The 17,171-nt window shown below is 64.5% G+C and carries 19 protein-coding genes; 11 read left to right on the top strand and 8 right to left on the bottom strand.

Annotation, left to right across the window (positions count from 1 at the left end; translation table 11 throughout):
* Positions 1-104 precede the first annotated feature (104 nt).
* The 4 genes from cysE to L8F45_RS04205 form a co-directional block, all read right to left on the bottom strand.
* Positions 105-941, bottom strand: a complete 837-nt coding sequence (gene cysE / locus L8F45_RS04220; RefSeq protein WP_342361638.1) for a serine O-acetyltransferase — start codon at positions 939-941, stop codon at positions 105-107.
* Between the two features lie 133 nt (positions 942-1,074).
* On the bottom strand, positions 1,075-1,950 hold the full coding sequence (locus L8F45_RS04215) for an alpha/beta fold hydrolase (RefSeq protein WP_342361637.1): 876 nt from the start codon (positions 1,948-1,950) through the stop codon (positions 1,075-1,077).
* Positions 1,947-2,723 (bottom strand): alpha/beta fold hydrolase, encoded by a 777-nt coding sequence (locus L8F45_RS04210; protein ID WP_342361636.1) that lies wholly within the window; start codon positions 2,721-2,723, stop codon positions 1,947-1,949. Before L8F45_RS04210 ends, L8F45_RS04215 begins: the two co-directional genes overlap by 4 nt.
* 35 nt (positions 2,724-2,758) lie before the next feature.
* Complete coding sequence (locus L8F45_RS04205) at positions 2,759-4,066, bottom strand: hemolysin family protein (RefSeq protein ID WP_342361635.1); 1,308 nt, start codon at positions 4,064-4,066, stop codon at positions 2,759-2,761.
* Between the two features lie 150 nt (positions 4,067-4,216).
* Between L8F45_RS04205 and L8F45_RS04200 the strand changes: the two genes are divergently transcribed.
* Genes L8F45_RS04200 through L8F45_RS04190 form a run of 3 tightly spaced genes read left to right on the top strand, consistent with a single transcriptional unit; the run spans position 4,217 to position 6,870 of the window.
* On the top strand, positions 4,217-4,471 hold the full coding sequence (locus L8F45_RS04200) for a zinc-finger domain-containing protein (RefSeq protein ID WP_342361634.1): 255 nt from the start codon (positions 4,217-4,219) through the stop codon (positions 4,469-4,471).
* Between the two features lie 9 nt (positions 4,472-4,480).
* Positions 4,481-5,692, top strand: a complete 1,212-nt coding sequence (locus tag L8F45_RS04195; RefSeq protein WP_342361633.1) for an FAD-dependent monooxygenase — start codon at positions 4,481-4,483, stop codon at positions 5,690-5,692.
* Positions 5,689-6,870 carry an aminotransferase gene (locus L8F45_RS04190; protein WP_342361632.1) on the top strand — a complete coding sequence of 394 codons (1,182 nt, stop codon included), beginning with the start codon at positions 5,689-5,691 and terminating at the stop codon, positions 6,868-6,870. Before L8F45_RS04195 ends, L8F45_RS04190 begins: the two co-directional genes overlap by 4 nt.
* Before the next feature lie 22 nt (positions 6,871-6,892).
* Here L8F45_RS04190 and L8F45_RS04185 read toward each other — a convergent pair whose 3' ends face one another.
* The 3 genes from L8F45_RS04185 to bcsS all read right to left on the bottom strand — a co-directional run bounded on the left by L8F45_RS04185 (position 6,893) and on the right by bcsS (position 8,224).
* Positions 6,893-7,195 carry a type II toxin-antitoxin system RelE/ParE family toxin gene (locus L8F45_RS04185; protein ID WP_342361631.1) on the bottom strand — a complete coding sequence of 101 codons (303 nt, stop codon included), beginning with the start codon at positions 7,193-7,195 and terminating at the stop codon, positions 6,893-6,895.
* Entirely contained in the window at positions 7,192-7,470 is a 279-nt protein-coding gene (locus L8F45_RS04180; protein ID WP_342363360.1) for a type II toxin-antitoxin system ParD family antitoxin, read from the bottom strand. Before L8F45_RS04180 ends, L8F45_RS04185 begins: the two co-directional genes overlap by 4 nt.
* 61 nt (positions 7,471-7,531) lie before the next feature.
* Positions 7,532-8,224, bottom strand: coding sequence for a cellulose biosynthesis protein BcsS (bcsS, locus tag L8F45_RS04175; RefSeq protein ID WP_342361630.1), 693 nt, complete (start codon positions 8,222-8,224; stop codon positions 7,532-7,534).
* A gap of 271 nt (positions 8,225-8,495) precedes the next feature.
* Between bcsS and L8F45_RS04170 the strand changes: the two genes are divergently transcribed.
* Genes L8F45_RS04170 through L8F45_RS04160 form a run of 3 tightly spaced genes read left to right on the top strand, consistent with a single transcriptional unit; the run spans position 8,496 to position 11,711 of the window.
* On the top strand, positions 8,496-9,890 hold the full coding sequence (locus L8F45_RS04170) for a circularly permuted type 2 ATP-grasp protein (RefSeq protein ID WP_342363359.1): 1,395 nt from the start codon (positions 8,496-8,498) through the stop codon (positions 9,888-9,890).
* Between the two features lie 44 nt (positions 9,891-9,934).
* Entirely contained in the window at positions 9,935-10,876 is a 942-nt protein-coding gene (locus L8F45_RS04165; RefSeq protein ID WP_342361629.1) for an alpha-E domain-containing protein, read from the top strand.
* 4 nt (positions 10,877-10,880) lie between these two features.
* Positions 10,881-11,711, top strand: a complete 831-nt coding sequence (locus tag L8F45_RS04160) for a transglutaminase family protein (RefSeq protein WP_342361628.1) — start codon at positions 10,881-10,883, stop codon at positions 11,709-11,711.
* 10 nt (positions 11,712-11,721) lie between these two features.
* Here L8F45_RS04160 and L8F45_RS04155 read toward each other — a convergent pair whose 3' ends face one another.
* Positions 11,722-12,351, bottom strand: coding sequence for a pyridoxamine 5'-phosphate oxidase family protein (locus L8F45_RS04155; RefSeq protein ID WP_342361627.1), 630 nt, complete (start codon positions 12,349-12,351; stop codon positions 11,722-11,724).
* 112 nt (positions 12,352-12,463) lie between these two features.
* Between L8F45_RS04155 and L8F45_RS04150 the strand changes: the two genes are divergently transcribed.
* From L8F45_RS04150 to L8F45_RS04130, 5 genes are all read left to right on the top strand, one after another.
* The gene (locus L8F45_RS04150; protein WP_342361626.1) at positions 12,464-13,375 is read left to right on the top strand and encodes a LysR family transcriptional regulator; all 912 of its coding nucleotides are present in this window, start codon (positions 12,464-12,466) and stop codon (positions 13,373-13,375) included.
* Positions 13,376-13,499: 124 nt separating this feature from the next.
* Positions 13,500-13,859, top strand: coding sequence for a YciI family protein (locus tag L8F45_RS04145; RefSeq protein ID WP_342363358.1), 360 nt, complete (start codon positions 13,500-13,502; stop codon positions 13,857-13,859).
* Complete coding sequence (locus L8F45_RS04140) at positions 13,856-15,100, top strand: RNA polymerase sigma factor (protein ID WP_342361625.1); 1,245 nt, start codon at positions 13,856-13,858, stop codon at positions 15,098-15,100. The genes L8F45_RS04145 and L8F45_RS04140 overlap by 4 nt, the downstream gene beginning before the upstream one ends.
* A gap of 75 nt (positions 15,101-15,175) precedes the next feature.
* On the top strand, positions 15,176-15,931 hold the full coding sequence (locus tag L8F45_RS04135; protein ID WP_342361624.1) for a proteasome-type protease: 756 nt from the start codon (positions 15,176-15,178) through the stop codon (positions 15,929-15,931).
* A gap of 136 nt (positions 15,932-16,067) precedes the next feature.
* The gene (locus L8F45_RS04130; RefSeq protein ID WP_342361623.1) at positions 16,068-17,171 is read left to right on the top strand and encodes an alpha/beta hydrolase; all 1,104 of its coding nucleotides are present in this window, start codon (positions 16,068-16,070) and stop codon (positions 17,169-17,171) included.

The raw sequence follows: 17,171 nt of genomic DNA, 5'->3' as shown, positions 1-17,171 counted from the left end.
CGGATGGCCCGCGCCGCAAAGCGGCGGCGCTCTTCCTCTGACCCAGCGCTGACGCTGGAGCTTGGGGACTTTCGCCCGCGAGACGGGAAATCCGGCTCGGCGGCCTAGCCGCCGAGCTTCTCCCTGATGATCTGGTCCATGCTGCGGGACGGCTCGGCGCAGCCAGCTTCCCCGACCACCTTGGCGGGCACGCCGACGACGGTCGTGTTGTGCGGCACCGGGTGCAGCACGACCGAGCCCGCCGCCACACGCGCGCAATGGCCGACCTCGATATTGCCGAGAATCTTCGCGCCGGCCCCGATCAGCACGCCGCGGCGGATCTTCGGATGCCGGTCCTCGTGCTCCTTGCCGGTGCCGCCCAGCGTCACGTCATGCAGCATCGACACGTCGTCCTCGATGACTGCGGTCTGGCCGACGACAAGACCGGTGGCGTGATCGAGGAAGATGCCCTTGCCGATCCGCGCCGCCGGATTGATATCCGTCTGGAACACTTCGGACGAGCGGCTCTGGAGATAGAGCGCGAAATCGCGCCGCCCCTCGTTCCAGAGACTATGCGCCAGACGGTGCGTCTGGATCGCATGGAAGCCCTTGAAATAAAGAACCGGTTCGAGAACGCGCGTGCAGGCGGGATCGCGGTCGACCACCGCCATGATGTCGGCGCGAAACGCGGCGCTGATCTCGGGATGATCTCTCAGCACGCCCCGATAGACCTGCACGATCAGATCAGCCGGCACGACTGAATGATCGAGCCGCGCCGCGATGCGATGGATGATCGCCTCTTCGAGAGTGTCATGATTCAAAATCGAGCGAAGCGTGAAGCCCGCAAGCTCCGGCTCGCGCGTGACAATCTCCTCGGCTTCCATGCGAATGCGATCCCATACGGGATCGATCGCCTGCAGCCCGTGGCGCGACAGGCGCGCCCTGGTCTCGGATTGGGACATGCGGACCTCCGTCCGATGATGGACAAGTTGGCTGCGAAGATAAGCGTTCTGCCCGCTTTCGCCAAATCGGAGAAAATCTCTCTACGCCGAGCCAGCGAAGAAAACTCAATCCCCGTTTGAATTCTGGAGAAATTCAGCCGGGAAACCGCCGATTCAGAAATTCGAGGATCGTATGCGAGAAGGCGTCGTTGACGTCGCCCGCCACCATATGCCGCGCGCCGGCGATATCGGCATATTCCGCGTGCGGACAGAGTTCTAGAAACTGCTGCGCCGCAGCTTCCGTGATGAGTTCGCTTGAACGGCCGCGCACCAGCAGCGTCGGAACTTTCAGCGAGCGACTGGCCTCGATCGCGCGCGCCTGCTCTTCGAGCGGATTTGAACTCACGGGATGCGGTCCGGTGAGAAAGCGCGGGTCCCAATGCCAGCGCCAGCGCCCGTCCTCGCCCTGACGCAGATTGCGCTTCAAACCTTCAAGCGACGACGGTTTCGGACGATGCGGCAAATAGGCCGCAACCGCGTCGCCCGCTTCCTCGACCGTGGCGAATCCCGCTTCGAGATGCGCGCTCATGAAACCGACAATATGGCTGACGCCGGTCGCATCCATATGCGGCGTGACATCCACGAGGATCAGTCCAGCGAACACATCGGGACGTGAACGCAGAGCCAGCAGCGACGCAATTCCGCCAAGCGACGCGCCGATCGCGACTGCGCGCTGGCCGAAACGTTGCGCGATCTCATCGCCGACAGCGCGCGCGTCAGCGCCGAACTCCTCGAATGAATAGCGCGCGTCAACAGCATGATCGCTTTCGCCATGGCCGCGCTGATCGAGCGTGATCGCGGTCCATCCGGACTGCGCGAGCTGGAGCGCCGTGCGGTCCCATGCGTGGCGCGTCTGTCCGCCGCCATGCAACAGCAGCGCGATGCGAGAGCCTTCGCCGACGATCGTCGCCGCAAGCCGTCCGCCGGACGCGCCGGCGAACCATTCGCCATGCCGCTTCTGTCGCGTCACGGACGTTCTGAAAGAAAGGAGACGACGCCCTGCTTGTGAACGCGATCGCCGACGGCGAGATTATGATCGCGGCCGGGAATTTCGAGCACGCGCGCGTTCGGAAACATCGCCGCGAGTCTTTCGGGTTCACGCGCCAGCGGATCTTTGGTGCCGGCGGCGACGAGGATTGGCGCCTTGATCGAAGCGCACTGTTCGCGCGTCATCGGCAGATGCGATCCGCGCACGCAGGCCGACAGCGCTTTCAGATCGCATTTCAACTGCTCCGCGAAAGCGCGGAACATGCGCTGCATCGGATCGGTCAGCGAGTCGAGCGATGGCGCCTCCATCGCCTCGGCGATGCCGTCGGCGAACATCGTGCCCTCGACGAGACGCGGACCAAGTCCGCCCAGCACCGCCGAACGCACGCGCCAGCCATGGGCATAAGCGAGTTGCGCCGTGATGCGTGCGCCCATGGAATAGCCGATCACGTCGGCGCGCTCGATCCCGAGATGATCCATCAGGCGGCGCACGTCCTCCGCCATGATCGCGGGACCATAGAGCCTGGAGTCATAGAGTTTCTGGCTTTCGCCATGACCGCGATGATCGAGCGCGACGACGCGGAAGCCGGCGCGGCCGAGCGTCGTCGTCCACAGCGTGTTGACCCAGTTCACCGCGTGATTGGAGGCGAAACCATGCACCAACATTACGGTCGCGCCGTTGCCCGGCGCGACATGTTCGAGAGGCTGATTGTCGATAAAGGCGATGTCGACGCCATCGGAAGAGAAGTGGTGCATGGAGGATGAGTTTTGAGATTGAATGAAGGCGCAGCTCACGCCGCGGCGGCGCGCCGGTTCCCTTGCAGCGGCGAGATCAGAATTTTATCGATGCGCCGCCCGTCGAGATCGACGATCTCGACGCGGAAGCGCGCGATGTCGAAGGTCTCGCCGACCGCGGGAAGACGGCCCATTTTCGCGATCACAAGTCCGGCGACGGTTTCATAGGAGCGCTGCGGCGGCAGCGGCACGCCGATGCGATCGGCGAATTCATCGACCGGCATCCAGCCCGCGACGAACATCGATCCGTCGCCGCGCTCGACGATCGGCGGCTCGGGCGCGCCCTCTTCCGTCTCGAACGCGCCGACGATGGTTTCGAGAATATCGGCGGCGGTCACCACGCCTTCGAAATGGCCATACTCGTCATGCACGAGGCCCATATGCACGGCTGACGCCTTCAACGCGTTGAGCACGTCGAGCGCGTCCATCGATTCCGGAATGATCGGCGCCTGACGTACGAGCTCACGCAGGTTGACGGTGCAGGGCTCAACGCGCGCGCCGATGAGGTCCTTCACCCAGATGATTCCGACCACCTCGTCGGGATTGCCGTCATGGGCGGGAAAGCGCGAATGCGGGCTTTCCATGATGTGCTTCAGCACAGCCGCGGGATCATCGGCGAGATTGATCATGTCGACGTCGATGCGCGGCGTCATGACGGTGCGCACCGGCCGGTCGCCCAGCCGCATCACGCCGGTGATCATCTCGCGCTCGCCGGGCTCCAGCACGCCCGCCGTCTCCGCCTCGGCGACGAGAGTCTTGATCTCTTCTTCAGTGACGCCCTTGTCGCTGTCCTTGGACAGGCCAATCAGGGCGAGCACGATCTTGCCCGACTTGTCGAGAAGCCAGCCGACCGGCGCCGAGAGCCGCGCCATGACCGTCATCGCCGGCGAGACAAGACAGGCGATGCGCTCGGGGTCGCGCAAAGCTATCTGTTTCGGCACCAGCTCGCCGATGATCAGCGAGAGATAGGTGATGAGGGTGACGACGACGCCGACGCCGAGCACATAGGCGGCGCCCGGGGGCAGGCCGGCGTCCGCCAGCGCCGCGCTCAGCCGGTCGCCCAGGGTCGCGCCCGAGAACGCGCCGGACAGGATGCCGACGAGGGTGATTCCGGTCTGGACGCTGGACAGGAACCGGCCGGGGTCGGCCGCCAGCGCCAGCGCCCGGCGGGACCCATTGACCCCCCTTTCGGCCATGGCTCGCAGCCGCGCCGGCCTTGAGGAGACGACCGCCAGCTCGGACATGGCGAGCAGGCCGTTGACGACGGTAAGGAGGAGAACCAGTCCTATTTCGAGATATAGCATCCGCCCCTCCTAACATAACGGGGGCTCACTCTGCGAGCATGGCGCCATTCGCCCGGCGAGTGGATAGCTGGCTCCGCGCCTGAAGCGGTTGACCCCGCGCCGCCAATATGGTCCCCAAGCCCCGACCCTTCAGCGCGGACGGACGAGCCGATGGCCGATCACGGCGTTCCTTATTTCCACAACGACCACGGCGTCGCGACCATCCATATTGGCGCGCGGGAGTTCATGTGCATCGGCGCGAAGCCGCCGTTCGACCATCCGCATGTCTTCCTCGACATGGGCGGCGACAACGAGATTATCTGCCCCTACTGCTCGACGCTCTATCGCTACCTGCCGGAGCTTCATGGCGACGCGACGGAGCCGACCGGCGCGGCTTGGCATGAGCCCGCGCCGAAGGCGGCCTGACGCGGGGCGATGGCGGACGCCGCCGATCGGCCCATCCTCATCGCAGGCGCAGGCATCGGCGGTCTGACCGCCGCGATTGCGATTGCGCGCGCCGGATTTCCGGTCGCCCTGATCGAGCAGGCGACGCGCTTCGCCGAAGTCGGCGCCGGCCTCCAGCTCTCTCCGAACGCCAGCCGCGTTCTCATCGATCTCGGCCTCGGCGCCGCATTGGCGCGGCGCGCCACCTCGCCCGACGCGCTGATCGTCCATCGCCTCGACGGCGGCCGCGAGCTCGCGCGCATGCCGATCTCGGGGGCGAGCGCCGCTTTCGGCGCGCCCTACTGGGCGACGCTCCGGGCCGATTTGCAGACGGCGCTGATCGACGCCGCGCGCGCCGATCGCGGCATAAGCTTTCTCGTCGGCCGCAAGGTCGAGGATGTCAGCGTCTCCAATGAAGGCGTTACATTACGGGTGAGGACGTCGGCCGGCGCGCTCGAAACCATCGAGGGCCGCGCGCTGATCGGCGCCGACGGGCTGTGGTCGCGCGTTCGGAATTTCGTCGCGCCGAAGGCCGAGACGCGCTTTGCGAATTATGAAGCCTGGCGCGCGCTCATTCCGGCCGACGCCGCGCCCGAGGCGGCGCGGCGACCGATCACCCATCTCTGGATCGGGCGCGAGGCGCATCTCGTCCACTATCCCGTCGCCGGCGGCCGCATGATCAATCTCGTGCTGGTGCGCCCGACTGAGAAGCCGCGCGACGCGGCGCATCGCGAAACATGGGGCGATGATGGCGATCGCGCGGCGCTCGATCATCTCATGCGGCGCATGGGCGCGACGGCGCGCGACCTCATCGCCGCAGCGCCGAACTGGCAGGTCTGGTCGCTGCATGATTGCGCGCCGCTGCCGCTCTGGACGCGCGGATCGGTCGCGCTGCTTGGCGACGCCGCGCATCCAGTGTTGCCTTTTCTTGCCCAGGGCGCGGCGCTTGCGATCGAGGACGCCGCGGTGCTCGCACAGGAAATGTCGCGCGCGAGCGAAAATCTTCCGCGCGCTCTCGCCCGCTACGCGGCTCGGCGCATGGATCGCGCGGCGCGCGTGCAGAAGGCGTCGCGCGCCAACGCCCGCGCCTATCACGCGAGCGGGCCGATCGCATGGGCGCGTAATCTCATCATGGCGCGGCTCGACGGTCAGGGCATGCTCGACCGCCACCGCTGGATCTATGGCTGGACGCCAAACGCATGACGGCTCCGATCAATCCCCATCTCATCGACACCGCGACGCCGCCAATCCCGGAGGCGCGCGGCTGGATCACGCGCTATGGCGGCGCGCGCGGACCCCTGATCGACCTCTCGCAGGCGGCGCCGGCGGTTTCGCCTCCGCCCGAGATGCTGCAGCGCCTCGGCGCCGCCGCGTCCGATCCTGCGAGCGCGCGCTATGGCGCAATCGAAGGCGACGCCGCGCTGCGCGAAGCCTACGCCGCCGACGTTCGCGACATCTACGCGGCTTCTAATTTCGGCGCGGGCAATATCGCCATTACGGCGGGCTGCAATCAGGCCTTCATGGTCACCGCTATGGCGCTCGCGAAAGCCGGTGACTCGATCATCCTGCCGAGCCCCTGGTACTTCAATCACAAGATGGCGCTCGACATGCTGGGGATCGAAGCGCGCCCGTTGATCTGCAACGCGGCGAACGGATTCATTCCTGACGTTCATGAGGCCGCAAAGCTGATCGATGAACGCACGCGCGCCATCGTGCTGGTGACGCCGAACAATCCGACCGGCGCGATCTATCCGCCCGAGACGATTGCAGCTTTCCATGAGCTCTGCCGCAGCAGAAATATCTGGCTTATCGTTGATGAGACCTATCGCGATTTCATGCCTGATGGCGTTGATCGTCCGCACAATCTCTTCACGCGCGAGGATTGGCGCGATCACCTGATCCAGCTCTACAGCTTCTCCAAATCCTACGCGATTCCCGGCTATCGCCTTGGCGCGATCCTCGGCGCGCCGACGTTAGTGCGCGAAATCGCGAAATGTCTGGACACGCTGCAGATATGTCCGGCCCGCGTCGGCCAGATCGTCACGGCCTGGGCGGTGGATGCGCTGCGCGACTGGCGCGCCGACAATCGCGCCGACATCAATGCGCGCGCTGCGGCTTTCGCCGACGCGATGAAGTCGGCTCAAGGGTGGACAATTGATTCCATCGGCTCCTATTTCGCTTTCCTGCGCTATCCCTTCGGAGACAAGGCGTCTGCCGCGCGCATCGCGGAGACCATGGCGATGGAGCGCGGCGTGCTTGCGTTGCCGGGATCATGGTTCGGCCCTGGCGGTGAGGGCCATCTGCGCGTCGCCTTCGCCAACGCGCCGATCGAGATGCTGAGCGAATTGCCGTCACGGCTCGACCACTTGCGGATTAATTGAGGACGGCGCGGACAGTCACAGATCAGTCCGGCACGTTGATGTCATCGATATTGCGCGCGCCATGCAAGACGCGCAGGATTTCGACCTGCTCGTTCCTCACGCGGTAGAGCGTGAGATAGCCGTCAATCGCGAGATGCCGTACGCCGGCGGCGATCTCCTCCCGCGGCGGTCCGGAATAGGGATGCGCGGCGAGGCCCTGGCATCGGCTGTTAATGCGATCCAAGACGCGATCAGCCGCCTGCGGGCTTTCGTTTGCGATATATCGCCAAATCGAAATCAGGTCGTCTTCAGCCTGTTTCGTGAATTGAACGGGAAAACCGCTCATCCGGCCTTCTTCGCCCGCGCCCATCCGGCGCGAGCGGCTGCTTTGATTTCGTCAATCGAGGCGTAGCGACCCGGCCCGCTGTCAATTCCCTCCTGCGCGAGCCGCCGCAATTCCTCGACCGTATAGCCAAGCAGATCGCGCCGTTCCTTCCACAGCCGCAGCGCATCGCGGATTACCTCACTGGCGGAGGCGTATTCGCCGGCGTCCACCGCCCCGTCCACAACCGCGGCGAGATCCGGCGACAGCGTAATGCTTCGTTTGTCGACATGTCCCATGGCCGACTCCTTCACCAATATGGTAGGAATAGATCGCACCACTTTCAAGCCGCCCTCAAGGTCAGAACCCGCGGTAGCCGCCGACCGTGAGATACGGACCGACTCTGCGTCCATCCTCCTTGAGCGCGCCGGCTGAGACGCGGAATTTGAATCCGCCGAGCCCGAATTCCGACCAGTGCGCGCCGACGCGGACCTTGGTCGAATCCTTCGCCGCATAGAGCGACAGCTCCGGCCCTAGATAGCCCCACAGCTCCTTCGCCGGATTGACGCGCCAGCCGAATGCGATGCGGCTCCAGACGTCCTGCTTGGCCGTTCCCGCGGCGATGTTCGCGGTCAGCAACATTGTCGGTGTGGGTTGGCTCCACCAGTCGCCGTGAATGCGGAAGCCGAAACGCCGCTCGCGGCGAAGCGTCGCGCCAATGGGATCGACAGCCGTCTCCTGAAAATATTCGGGCCCGACGAAAACGCCGAGCGAGCCGCCGGCGACCAAGAATTCCGCGCCGACAAGCAGATGCGCCGCGAATTTCCAACTGTCGCTTTCGCGGCGCAGAGCCAGCGGCCTGGTCTCGCGCCAGCGGCCTCCGCCGATCGCGCCGACGACGATGAAGCGATCCTCGCCCAGCGGCTTGAAGGGCCGCCATTTGAAGCCGCCGGACGCATAGATATTCGCGCGGTCGAACTCCTGTCCGGTGAAAAGGACGAGAGAAGGCGGCCGACCGGCGACCGCCCCTTGCGAGCCGAAAGCCGGCGACAAAGGCGACTCCTCCGCCTGCGCCGCCGCAGAGGCCGCGCATATGCAGGCGATCAGAGATACAAGAACTCGACGCACGACGCCCCGGCGCCTCGAAGGCGCCGCCCTCAACTCATCGAACGCCGCTGATTCGGACCGCGCAAGACGCCGAGGCCCGCGCCGTCAGCAGTCTGAGAGGCGTTTCAGAAGGGCGCTTGCAATTTGGCACGCGCATTGCTCCACTCACCCAACATGACGGCGCCAGGGAGGGGTCGTGGCGGTTGCGTTTGATGAAATGGGGAAGTCTCCCGGCATCCGGGAGCCCTACGCTCAGTTGTCGCGTTGGCTCGAACAGGCCTCGCCCGATCTCCTCAACACCCGTCGCAGTCAGGCCGAATATTTCTTCCGACGCATCGGCATCACCTTCGCCGTCTATGGCGAGGCGGAGTCGACCGAACGCCTGATCCCCTTCGACATCATCCCGCGCGTGCTTTCGTCGTCGGAGTGGCAGACGCTCGAACGCGGCCTCGTCCAGCGCGTCAACGCGCTCAACGCCTTCCTGCGCGACGTCTACGGCAAGAAGGAGTGCCTGCGCGCCGGCATCGTCCCGAACGATCTCATCTACCGCAATCCCTACTTCCGGCCGGAGATGGACCGTTTCGAAGTTCCGCACGGCGTCTACTGCCATATCGCCGGCATCGACATCGTCCGGGTCGATCCGCACACCTTCTATGTCCTTGAAGACAATGCGCGTACGCCGTCCGGCGTCTCCTACATGCTAGAGAACCGCGAGGTCATGATCCGGCTGTTTCCGGAGCTCTTCGCCGACAACCGCGTCGCGCCGGTCGAGAATTATCCTGACAATCTCCTGGCGACCTTACGCTCGGTCGCGCCGGTCCGCGCCGCCGCCGATCCGACCGTCGTTTTGCTGACCCCCGGCCAATACAATTCGGCCTTCTATGAACACTCCTTCCTCGCCGACAAGCTCGGCGTCGAACTGGTGGAAGGCTCTGATCTCTTCGTGCGCGACGACGTCGTCTATATGCGCACGACGGAAGGGCCTCAGCGCATCGACGTGATCTACCGCCGGGTCGATGACGAGTTCCTCGACCCCCTCGCCTTCCGGCCGGATTCGGTGCTCGGCGTGCCGGGATTGATGGGCGCCTATCAGGCCGGAAACGTCACGCTGGCGAACGCTGTCGGGACCGGCGTCGCCGACGACAAGGCGGTCTATTCCTACATGCCGGAGATCGTGAAGTTCTACACGGGCGAAGAACCGATCTTGAAAAATGTTCCAACCTGGCGCTGCCGCGAGAAGGACGCGTTCGCCTACGTCCTCGACCATCTCGGCGAGCTGGTGGTGAAGGAGGTCAACGGCTCCGGCGGCTACGGCATGCTCGTCGGCCCGCACGCGACGAAGGACCAGATCGAGACCTTCCGCCGCCGTCTCAAGCATGAGCCCGACAACTACATCGCCCAGCCAACGCTGGCGCTCTCGACCTGCCCGACCTTCACCAAATCGGGCGTCGCGCCGCGCCATGTCGATCTCCGGCCCTTCGTGCTCTCCGGCTCCGACAAGGTCAGGATCGTGCCCGGCGGATTGACGCGCGTCGCCATGAAGGAGGGATCGCTGGTGGTGAATTCAAGCCAGGGCGGCGGCACGAAGGACACCTGGGTGCTGGATGTCTGACGGACGGACAAGATTGGCGTTGGCGTTGTGAAGGAAGTCGATCCATGTTGAGCCGCACCGCCGACAGCCTGTTCTGGATGTCGCGCTATATCGAGCGCGCGGAAAATCTCGCCCGCATCCTCGACGCGTCGACAAGACTGTCCGCCCTCCCCGCTTCCTATGGCGGCACGCACAACGAATGGACAAGCGCGCTGTTGACCGCGGGCAGCGCCGACGCGTTCCATCGCATCTACAAGGACGCCAACGAAAAGACGGTGCGGGAATTCCTCTGCTTCAGCGAGGACAATCCGGCCTCAATTCGCAAATGCCTCGAGATCGCGCGCATGAACGCGCGCGCGGTGCGCACCGCGATCACCACCGAGATGTGGGACGCGATCAACGGCGCCTGGCTCGACCTCAAGAACTACGACATCAAGAAGATGGACCGCGAGGAGCTGACGCGCTTTCTCGACTGGGTGAAGAACGTCTCGCTCGTGGTGGACGGCTCCGCCTATCGCTCCATGCTGCGGCGCGACGAATACTGGTTCACCCGTCTCGGCCTCTATATCGAGCGCGCCGACAACATCCTGCGCCTGCTGGATGTAAAGTATCATGTGCTGCTGCCGGCGACCGAGCGCGTCGGCGGCACGCTCGACTATTTCCAGTGGTCATCGCTGCTGCGTTCGGTTTCGGCTCTCACCGCCTATCACTGGGTCTATCGCGAAAGCGTGAAGCCCTGGCTGGTCGCGGATCTGCTCACGCTCAACCGCGAGATGCCGCGCTCGCTCTACGCCTGCTACGAAAACCTCGTGCGCTTCCTCGACCAGCTTGCACGGCAATATGGCCGCATCGGCCCGAGTCAGCATGCGGCGCGCGCCATGCTCGCCAGGCTCGAAAACACCAATATCGAAGCTATCTTCCAGAGCGGCTTGCACGAATTCATCACGCAATCGATCATCGACAACAACAATCTGGCGACGACGATTCAGGAGCAGTATCTGGTCTGACGAGATGAGAATTCAAATCTCTCACACCACCGCATATCGCTACGCCCGTCCGGCGAAGGGCGTAATCCAGACGTTGCGGCTGACGCCGCGCAACAACGCCGCCCAGCATGTCACGCGATGGCGCGCCGAGATCGACGCTGACGCGCGCATGCGTCAGGGGGAGGACGCGTTTGGCAACATTGTGCATTCGCTCAACGCCGCAGGCCCGATTGACGCCTTCTCGATCCATGTCGAGGGCGAGGTCGAGACGCGCGACACAGCAGGCGTGCTGACCGGCGCCGTCGAACGCTTTCCAGCGGAGCTTTATCTGCGCGCGACTGATCTGACCGCCGTCAATCCTGGAATGGCGGATTATGCGCGTGACGCGCAGGACTCCTGCGGCGCGCAGAGCGGCGATATGCTCGCCGTAATGCACGGGCTGATGAGCGCGCTCGGCCGCGACATGACGTTCGACGCGGAGCCGACGGATTCAACGACGAAAGCAGCGGACGCGTTCGCGGCGAAGCGCGGCGTGTGTCAGGACTACGCGCACATCTTCTGCGCCATGGCCCGCTCTCTCGGCGTGCCCGCGCGCTATGTCTCCGGCTATTTCCATCGCGCCGACAATGTCGTTGATCAGAACGCCGGCCACGCCTGGGCCGAGGTTCATATCAAGGGGCTCGGCTGGGTCGGCTTCGACGCCGCGAACGCGATCTGTACCACGGATGCGCATGTGCGCGTCGCATCCGCGCTCGACTATCTCGGCGCGGCGCCGGTGCGCGGCAGCCGCCTCGGCGGCAACGATGAATTCCTTTCCGTCGCGGTGAAAGTCACGCAACTGCAGATACAGTCATAACGCGCGACGATCACGCTTTCGCCTGCGCCGCAAGCCTTTCGCGCAATCTCCTGTTCTCCGCTTCCAGCTCCTCGATACGCTCACGCACCTGCGTGAGCGCAGGCGCAAGCTCTTCCTCACTGAAGCGCGGCGTGATGTGCTGCGCGCAGTTCCAGTCGAACGCCTCGAGATGCAAGAGAAAGACGCGCTCCGCCTTAGCCTTGTAGCCCGGCGTCGACAGCTTCTCGATCAGATCGGAATCATCGTCGAGATTTTTCACTTCGACACGCGCGAACATCTTCATGCGCCGCCGCGCCGGATAATCTATCAGGATCAGCGCCGCGCGATCATTCGCCGCGAGATTGCCGAGGCTGAGATATTGCCGGTTGCCGCGATAATCGAGGAAGCCGAGCGTCTTCTCGTCCAGCACGCGCAGGAATCCCGGCGCTCCGCCGCGATGCTGCACATAGGGCCAGCCATTCTCGGCGACGGTGGCGATGAAGAAGCTGTCACGCGCCTCGATGAACGCGGCTTCCGCAGGGCCGAAGCGATCGAACTCGCGATGCCCGTGAAAGTCCGACCAGAGTTCGGCCGCGCCATTCGCCTCCTGCGCCGCAATCACACTTGGCGTGCGCGCGATGTCCATAAATCCGTAGCTCATGGCGAAATCTCCGGCTGGAGCGTCGATCCAGCCCATCGGAGATATTCAATTCCATAAACTCATATAATCATGTAATCGTGAGATAGATTATTCCATATTTTGGAAGAGAATCATGGATCGGCTGGAAGCCATGGCTGTGCTGGTCGCCACCGCCGAAACGGGCAGTCTCTCCGGAGCCGGCCGGCGGCTCGGCATGCCGCTGCCGACCGTGAGCCGGAAGATTTCGGAGCTCGAAGCGCATCTGAACGCGCGCCTGCTGACCCGCTCGACCCGTAGGCTCGCCCTCACGGAAGCTGGCGCAACCTATGTCACGGCGAGCAGGCGCATTCTGGAACAGGTCGGAGAGGCCGAACGCGCCGCTTCCGGCGAATACGCCGCGCCGCGCGGCGAACTCGTGGTCGCAGCGCCGATCGTTTTTGGACGGCTGCATGTGCTGCCCGCCATCAATGAGTTTCTCGCGCTCTATCCCGACATCAATGTCAGGCTGGCGCTCTCCGACCGCGTCGTCGATCTGATTGACGACCATATCGATCTCGCCGTGCGCATTGGCGCGCTGCCGGACAGCGCCATGATCGCGACGCGTGTCGGCTCGATGCGGCGCGTCGTCTGCGCCAGCCCCGCTTTCCTCGCGAAGCATCGCGAGCCGCGATCACCGCAGGATCTGCGCTCGCTTCCCTGCATCACCTTCTTCGGATCGGGATCAGGCGCCGGCTGGCGCTTCGGCTCGCCAGGCGGCAAAGCGGATATTGTTGTCGACGTCACGCCGCGCCTGTCGGTCAATACGGCGGAGGCGGCGGTCGATGCGGCGATCTCAGGCGTCGGCGTCACCTGCGTGCTGGCCTATCAGGCCGCCCGCGCCGTCGCGGCGAGCGAACTCCACGTCATTCTACAAGATTTTGAGCCGCCACCGGCCCCCGTCCATCTGCTGCACGCCGGACAGGCGACTTTGCCGCTGAAGACGCGCGCCTTTCTCGATCTGGCGGCTCCATATTTGCGCCGCGCTCTTGCGGATATCCTGCTCTGATCGACCGCTTCCTCTTACTCGCGGCCGGCATTTGAAAATTTTTGCCGCCGCTGTCGAAATGCCGGATCCTCGCGCGTCTTCATCACGCCAACGCCGATTGCGGCGACCATCAAGAGGAATGACCATGCGCTACCTGATGCTGATCTACGGAAATGAGCAGGCGATGCTGGCGGCGAAGCCGGAGACGGCGACCACCATGTCGACGGCCTATTTCGCCTATACCGAAGCCATGAAGAAGGCCGGCGTGCTTCTTGGCGGCGAGCGGCTGCGCCCGACCACGACCGCGACGCGCGTGAGGGTGGCCGATGGCAAGACCGAACTTGTCAACGGCCCCTACGCCGAGACCAAGGAGCAGCTTGCCGGCTACTACATGATCGACGCGCCCGACCTCGACTCCGCTCTGGCCTGGGCCGCCCGCTGCCCCGGAGCGCAGACCGGCTCGATCGAAGTTCGGCCGATCTGGGAAATGCAGCCCGCGGCGTGAACGACGTCGCACAGAGCGAGCTTGCGCGCGCGGCCGCCGAGGCGGTCGCCCGCCAGAGCTACGGCAAGCTCGTCGCCTATCTCGCGGCGCAGACGCGCGATGTCGCCGCCGCAGAGGATGCGCTCGCCGACGCGTTTGCGTCCGCGCTCGCGAACTGGCCGGCGCATGGCGTTCCCGACGCGCCAGGCGCCTGGCTGCTGACGACAGCGCAGCGGAAATTGATCGACGCGGCGCGACGGCGGCGCACGACGCGCGACGCCTCGGATCATGTGGCGCTGCTTGCCGAAGAGCGCCTTTCGGAGGAGGCGGACATTCCCGACGAACGGCTGAAGCTGATGTTCGCCTGCGCCCATCCCGCGATCGACGCGAACATTCGCGCGCCGCTCATTCTGCAAACGGTGCTCGGCTTCGACGCAGCGACGATCGCATCAGCCTTTCTTGTTGCGCCGCCGACGATGGGGCAACGCCTCTCGCGCGCCAAGGCGAAGATCAAGCTCGCGGGCATTCCTTTCCGCACGCCCGAACGCGCCGATATCCCTGAACGCCTCGCATCGGTCCTCGATGCGATCTACGCCGTCTTCGCCGAAGGCTGGACCGATCCGATCGGCGCTGATGCGCGCCGGCGCGGCCTGTCGAGCGAGGCGATTTTTCTTGGCCGGCTGGTCGTCGCGCTTGCGCCCGAAGAGGCCGAAGCGCACGGCCTTCTCTCGATGATGCTGCATGCAGAAGCCCGTCGCGCGGCGCGACGCGACGATCGCGGCGATTTCGTCCCGCTCAGCGAACAGGATCCGGCGCGCTGGGACGCCGCGATGATCGAGGAGGCGGAAAAGGCGCTGATGCAGGCGAGCGTGCTCGCCGGCGATGTCGGCCGCTATCAGCTTGAGGCCGCAGTGCAGTCGGCTCATGCCGCGCGCCGCATCACCAGAACCACTGACTGGCCAGCGATCGCCGCCATTTATGGCCTGCTCTGGGCGGCCACCGGCTCGCCGGTTGTGGCGATGAATCGCGCTGTCGCCATTGGCGAGGCGGAAGGAGCCGCGGCGGGCCTCTTCGCGCTCGACGAGATCGAGCTCGACACCCGTATAGCTGACTATCAGCCCTATTGGGCGGCGCGGGCGGCGCTTCTGGCGCGCGTTGGCGATGTCGCCGAAGCGATGCTCGCCTATCAGCGCGCGATCGGCCTTGAGCGCGATCCGGCGCTGCGGCGCTTCCTCATAAGGCGCTGCGCCGAGCTGAGCTAAAGGCTCGCCAGCCCGGTTTGGAAAGTCGGAAAGCCGGGTCTATAAGCCCCGCGTCCGCGGGAGAGCGATCCAGAGATGACCTACTGCGCCGGCGTGCTCGTGAAGGAAGGGCTGGTGATGGTGGCGGACACGCGCACCAACGCCGGCCTCGACAATGTCTCGACCTTCCGCAAGCTGCATGTGATCGACCAGCATCCCGACCGCATCCTGATGATCGCGTCGGCTGGCAATCTCTCCGTCACCCAGTCGGTGCTCGGCTATCTCGCCGAGGGCGTCGAGAATCCGCACACGCACGAACTCGAAACGCTCGACAGCGTGCCGACCATGTTCCGTGCGGCGCAGCTCATCGGCAACGCCGTGCGTAAGGTGCGCGACATCGACGCTGACGCGCTTCATGCAGCCGACGTGCGCTTCGAGGTCTCCTTCCTGTTCGGCGGCCAGATCAAGGGCCGCTCCATGCGCCTCTTCATGGTGTACGCCGCCGGCAATTTCATCGAATGCGGGCCTGACGCGCCGTTTTTGCAAATTGGCGAACACAAATACGGCAAGCCGATCCTCGATCGCGCGGTCTCCTTCAACACCGACATCTATGACGCATTGAAGGTGACCCTGATCTCGATGGATTCGACCATGCGTTCGAATCTCGGCGTCGGCCTTCCCATCGATCTCGTGCTCGTTCGCCGCGACGAGATCACGCCGGAGCTTGTGCATCGCATCGACGCGGGCGAGCCCTATTTTCATGATCTGCGCGAGCGCTGGTCGGCGGCGCTCCGGCAGGCGCACATGAATATCCCGCGCCCGCCCTACGGCGGCGTGACGAAAAAGCCGTGAAGGCGAGGCGCATCGCCGGCTGATTTCATGCGATCCGAACAAGGCTGACGTTCGGAAACGTGAATGGACACCCTGTCATTGGAGCGCGACCTTTCTTCCAATCCCGCCGGACGAGCGGGCATTCCGGGAGAGAGATATGCTCAAGAAGACTGCGCTTTCTTTCGTTGCGATCGCCGCCCTCATCTCGACATCGTCGGCTGAGCAGCCTTTATCGCCGCAGGGTTACGCGCTGAAGGCGACTGCGCAGGCCGAGGCGAACGCCAAGCCCGGCGCGCGCAATTCGCCCGCCCAGACGAGTCCCACGCCAACCGACGATGTGAGCCCGCAGCTTCAAACTCTGATCAGCGGCCCCTACCCGCCTCATTTCAACGCCGATCCCAAGAACGCGGAGGAATGGAAGACGCTGATCAATCAGCGCGCGCAGCTTTCGATTTCCGCATTGCCGGCGCTGAAGGAAAAACTCGGCGTCACGGTTGAGCCTTCGACCATGGGCGGCGTGAAGGTCTATATCGTCACGCCGAAATTCATTCCGCCGGTCAATCAGAACCGCCTGCTCGTGCATGTGCATGGCGGCGGATATGTCTTTGGTCCCGGCGAAGCCGCGACGCCGGAAGCCGTCCTGATGGCGGGTTTCGGCGGCTTCAAGGTGATCTCCGTCGATTATCGCATGCCGCCGGATGCGCCCTATCCCGCCGCGATGGATGACGCGATGGCGGTGTGGAAGGAAGCCATCAAGCTCGCGAAGCCGCAGAACATGGCGATCTTCGGCACATCCACGGGCGGCGCCATGACGCTCGCCATGGTGCTGCGCGCGAAGGACGAGAAATTGCCGCTGCCGGCGGCGATCGCGCCGGGCACGCCATGGTCCGATATCGCGCGTGTCGGCGACAGCTACCAGACGAACGAATGGGTCGATAACGTGCTCGTCACCTGGGACGGCTGGCTTGGTCGCGCCGCGAAGCTCTACGCCAACGGCCGCGATATGAAAGACCCCTATATCTCGCCGATCTATGGCGACTTCACCAACTTCCCGCCGACAATCCTGACTTCGGGCACGCGCGATCTCTTCCTCTCAAACACCGTGCGCACCCATCGCAAGCTGCGCCGCTCGGGCGTGATCGCGGAGCTCAACGTCTATGAAGGCATGAGCCACGCGCAATATCAGGACGTCAACACGCCGGAAGCGCGCGAGGTCTTCACCGACATCGCGCAATTCTTCGACCGCTATCTCGGGAAATAG

Origin of the sequence: Terrirubrum flagellatum (assembly GCF_022059845.1) — a bacterium.
GTDB classification, from domain to species: Bacteria; Pseudomonadota; Alphaproteobacteria; order Rhizobiales; family Beijerinckiaceae; genus Terrirubrum; species Terrirubrum flagellatum.
Note: the sequence above shows the minus strand (reverse complement) of the source record. Positions and strands in the feature narration are given on the sequence as shown.